Annotated in this window: 3 protein-coding genes and 2 pseudogenes; 1 reads left to right on the plus strand and 4 read right to left on the minus strand. The window is 36.1% G+C overall.

The annotated features are described in order from the left end of the window. A pseudogene (locus tag ACKVOD_RS04035) lies at positions 1–144 on the plus strand (adenylosuccinate lyase); the annotation flags it as partial. A gap of 901 nt (positions 145–1,045) precedes the next feature. On the opposite strand, the gene guaB reads toward ACKVOD_RS04035, so the two are convergent. The 4 genes and pseudogenes from guaB to ACKVOD_RS04055 form a co-directional block, all read right to left on the minus strand. Beyond that, on the minus strand, positions 1,046–2,518 hold the full coding sequence (gene guaB, locus ACKVOD_RS04040) for an IMP dehydrogenase (protein WP_409208195.1): 1,473 nt from the start codon (positions 2,516–2,518) through the stop codon (positions 1,046–1,048). Between the two features lie 73 nt (positions 2,519–2,591). Then, positions 2,592–3,989 (minus strand): DUF5723 family protein, encoded by a 1,398-nt coding sequence (locus ACKVOD_RS04045; protein ID WP_409208196.1) that lies wholly within the window; start codon positions 3,987–3,989, stop codon positions 2,592–2,594. Beyond that, positions 3,986–4,546, minus strand: coding sequence for a hypothetical protein (locus tag ACKVOD_RS04050; protein ID WP_409208197.1), 561 nt, complete (start codon positions 4,544–4,546; stop codon positions 3,986–3,988). The genes ACKVOD_RS04045 and ACKVOD_RS04050 overlap by 4 nt, the downstream gene beginning before the upstream one ends. A 53-nt stretch (positions 4,547–4,599) precedes the next feature. Beyond that, positions 4,600–4,868 (minus strand): annotated as a pseudogene (locus tag ACKVOD_RS04055) (hydroxymethylglutaryl-CoA lyase); the annotation flags it as partial.

A 4,868-nucleotide genomic window follows, 5' to 3' on the forward strand; every position in this document is an offset into this window, starting at 1 on the left:
TATGAAGCCTTGAAAGGTTTGACAAGAACGAATGAAGCCATTGACAAAAAAGCAATTCATAATTTTATTGCGACCCTTGACGTTTCGGCTGAAATTAAAGCGGAATTAATGCAAATTACACCAAGTAATTTCTTGGGGATTTAATTTCTTATAGATCGAAAAATCGCAGAGTATTACTTACTGAAATCAGTATTTTTTGCGTATTTTTTTTTGTAGAATACCAAAAGACAAACCCGAAAGTGTATCTAAAAATGGGGTCGTGTTTTTATCCTTAGATGCTACTTAAAAATTGAAGTTCAAACGGTAGTTCAAAATATAAAAAGTAAAGACAAAAAAAAGGCGCAAGAACTGAATCTTGCGCCTTTTGGCTATTAAATAACTATGAGAACTTGCGCCTTAGCAGCAAAAATATATCTAGAATAATTTGGAAATTTATTAAACAAAAACACACCCCTAACCTTGTTATTGTCTTTGCTTTGTGATTGATAATGAATCTGTGAAAATCTGTGGCAAAAGAAAACACACCCCTAACCCCTCTCAAGAGGGGAATTCGATCCCATAAACATATAACTTTTAGTAGTTTACGAAGTGAATCTATAAAAATCTGTAACAAAAGAAAACACACCCCTAGCCCCTCTCAAGAGGGGAATTCGACCCCATTTACATTTAACTTTTGGTAGTTTACGAAGAAAACAATACGAATTTTAATTTTTTCTCCGTGGCTTAGCGCCTTAGCAATAAAAATATATCTCGAGTAATTTGGAAATTTATTAACCAAAAACACATCCCTAACCTTATCATTGTGAGGTACGTGGCAATCAAGAGGGGAATTCGATCCCATAAACATATAACTTTTGCTTGTTTATTAATGAATCTTTAAGGATCTATGGCAAAAGAAAACACACCCCTAGCCCCTCTCAAGAGAGTAATTCGATCCCATAAACATATAACTTCTAGTAGTTTAGGAAGAAAATTTGTAGGCAAAATTCTGAAATCTTAAAACTGCTTTCTGAAATCTGCAAACTGCAAACTGACACCTGCAACCTTATCTCGAATAATTCGGTGCTTCCTTAGTAATCGTCACATTATGAGGGTGACTTTCGTTAATTCCACTTGCGGTGATGCGAACAAAACGTCCTGTTTCTTGCAAAGTCGGAATATCTTTAGAACCACAATAGCCCATTCCGGCACGAAGTCCACCAATGAATTGTTGCATGCTTTCGTTCAGTTCACCTTTGTACGGTACACGACCCACGATTCCTTCGGGAACGAGTTTCTTGACATCATCTTCTACATCTTGGAAATAACGGTCTTTCGATCCGTCTTCCATCGCCTCAATGGATCCCATACCGCGATAGGATTTGAATTTTCGACCTTCAAAAATGATAGTTTCTCCAGGCGATTCTTTAGTTCCAGCCAATAAAGACCCTAGCATCACACAATCGGCTCCTGCAGCAATCGCTTTTGGAATATCACCCGTATAGCGAATTCCACCATCGGCAATAACAGGAACTCCGGTTCCTTTAATAGCAGCAGCTACCTCAAGAACGGCAGAAAATTGAGGAAAACCTACTCCAGCTACGATTCTTGTGGTGCAAATAGAACCTGGACCAATACCTACTTTTACGCCATCGGCACCATTTTCGACCAAGAATTTTGCTGCTTCTGGTGTCGCAATATTTCCCACAATAATATCAATATTAGGAAACTGAGCTTTTATTGCTTTTAACACATTCACCACTCCTTGAGTATGCCCGTGAGCTGTATCAATAATTAAGGCATCAACACCCGAATGAATAAGGGCGGTGGCTCTCTCTAGAGAATCTGCAGTAACACCGATAGCGGCAGCAACTCTCAAACGTCCGTAAACGTCCTTGTTGGCAATGGGTTTTTGCGTGAGTTTGGTAATATCTCTAAAAGTGATTAACCCAACCAATTTATAATCGGCATTGACAACTGGGAGTTTCTCTATTTTATGTCCTTGTAAAACCACCTCAGCTTGTTCTAATGAAGTGCCTTCAGCAACGGTTATTAGGTTTTGAGAAGTCATCACTTCGATGATTGGTCTTGCATTGTTTTTCTCGAAACGCAAATCACGGTTGGTTACAATGCCTTTCAATATTTTATTTTCATCCACAATTGGAATTCCTCCAATACCAAATTCTTTCATGGCATTTTTGGCATCGGCAACGTTTGAAGTTAATGGTAAAGTTACTGGATCGATAATCATCCCCGACTCGGCACGTTTTACTTTACGAACCTTGGCGGCTTGTTGCTCGATCGTCATATTTTTGTGTAAAACCCCTATTCCGCCTTCTTGAGCCATAGCAATTGCCATAGCGCTTTCGGTAACGGTATCCATAGCTGCGGATACAATGGGAACATTTAGGGTAATATTTCTAGAAAATTTTGATTGGATACTGACTTCGCGAGGAAGCACATTCGAATAATTTGGAACTAATAATACATCATCGTATGTAAGACCTTCGCCGATAATCTTGGAGTTGTGTGCGATCATTGCAATTTGTATTTAAATTGCGTGCAAATATAGAGAAAAGTTAGAAGGTAGAGGTTAGAAGTTGGAAGTTTTTTTAGTCAAGGTTGTTTTTGTCAGCAAAAATTACATTAAGTCCCAGCTGAAACGAAAGACTCTTGGCTTTGCTCAAATCTCGATATTCTAATAAATTATCTGCTAAAAAATAAAAATTGACTTTACTTAGGGTAGTTGATAATCCCAAACCTATATTTTTACTTGAAAAGGAATCTAAAGTATACGTTCCTTTTAGTTCTAAAGCATCTGAAATTCTTTTTCGATAATATGCAGTTATTGCCATGATTGGAATTCTTGGTGTTGTCATCATATACAACTGTGCTCCAATTGAATTCATATATACCATCTCGTTGCCATTGCAATTACAGCCCGAGTTTTCGCTTTCGCCAAAAGAGTATTGATAGGAAGCATTCAATTTTATGGGACGCCAACTGGTGTAATTTTTAGAATAGGTAATTGAAGGGATAGCTTCGCTAAATTTATCGCCCAAACTTTCATTCGATAGACTAGGGTTAATAAAATCAGGTTGTACCCCTTCTTGAACGTAAATTCCTTTATAACTGTAATTCTCCACTTGTTTTGTATGACGAATAAATCCAACATCGACCAGACTAGCTGTAATTTGAATATTATCTTTAGGATAATACGTAAAACCGAAATCAAAACCCAAGCCGAGATTACCCCCTAAAAGTGTCTTTTTTTGAATATCACTAGCGGCATTTCCTGAATAATTTTCGGTATAATTTGTAAATCCAGAAGTGTTTACGTTTAAATTTGAGGCAATAACTTGTTTGTAAAATTCATTTTCAGCAGGAACTGTGTAGAGATATCCTGAATTTTTGGTAGAATAAATATTAAAAATACTGGAATAAATTTTTCCCCTAGCCCCTAGAATTACTTTTTGGTTTATTTTCTTATTTATTCCAAGATGAAAAACAGAGAGCAATTCGCCTTTGACATTTGCATCGCCCAGATTAAAAACCTTGCCTAAATAATCTCTATTGCCATACAGCGCCAAAATAGCTAAATCTTTAGGCATATAAAGCAAAAAATCAAGCTCTTGATACATCCCAAAAGACAAATACATTGGGTCGTCATAGTCTCTATTTATTTTAAATCCTCCATTAAAAATTTCGAGTTGTTCATTAATCAAAATCTTATCATTTCTTGAAACGGAGAACACTATGTTTCGCAATTTAGTGTTAAAATCTACACCATCATTAGCAAATAAATCAAAGGCAGAAAAACCACTAGAACCAATATTTGCAGAAAAGCCAGAGACTAAAGGCACGCCCGCATACCATTTGTATTTAAAATCAGCGCCAGGATTGGTCATTAAGGATTGAGGAATCGTGGTAAAATTGTACAAGAGCTGCTTGTTTTGTGAAAAACAACTTATGGATAATGATAGTATAAATAAGAATGTTACTTTTCTCATTCTACTTTAAAATAAGCGGTAATATTAGAACGAAGCTTTAGACTCCCAGGACTTGCTTCGGTCAATAAAGTGCCTGGCAGCAAGCTAATAGTAAAAGACATTTTCCTAGTACTGGTTAAAATATTGAGGTTATTTTCAAACAGTTCGGTATGAGTCACTAATGTATTAACGCCTGTATAGGCTGCAACTGGAATACTCACTGTGTAGATTGGAATATCTCCACTGTCGAGTAAAACTAAATCAATAATGTAATCTCTATTTATCGTGTTGTTGAATTCGAAAAAAAACGCAACCTTAGTCAAATTACTTTTAAAAAAAGAATCTTTGAACAAATCAAAATTAAGCACATCTTCAAATTGTCTTTGCTCTACTCCTCCAGTAACAAATTGATTGGCCATCACATCAAATGAAGCTAAATTGGAGACAATAATAGGTTCAATCGAAAAGTTATCCGCTTGATCAAAGTCAACATCGCTAGAACAAGAAAAAACAAGAAAAGACAGAACCGCAATTCCGAAAAAAGTATATCTGATTCTATTTTTTTGATTTTTAAACATGTAATTCTAACGTTTAATTCTTATAAAAAGTACTGCGATACTAATAAAAATTCCTAATGAAAATCCGTAAATATTTTTAATGCTTCGTTGTAACTACTTTCAAAACTCAAGGAATTTATATTGGTATTTTCCTTGATCGAGGTGAAATAAGATACTAATTTTTCGGTAGGCATATTGCCTGTTAACGTATCCGTAGCCATCGGGCAACCTCCAAAACCTTGAATAGCGCCATCAAAACGTCGGCATCCTGAATTATAGGCTGCGTCTACTTTTTCGAACCATTTGTCTGGAGTAGAATGTAAATGGGCACCAAATTCAATCT

Source organism: Flavobacterium sp. (assembly GCF_046155325.1).
Taxonomy (GTDB): domain Bacteria; phylum Bacteroidota; class Bacteroidia; order Flavobacteriales; family Flavobacteriaceae; genus Flavobacterium.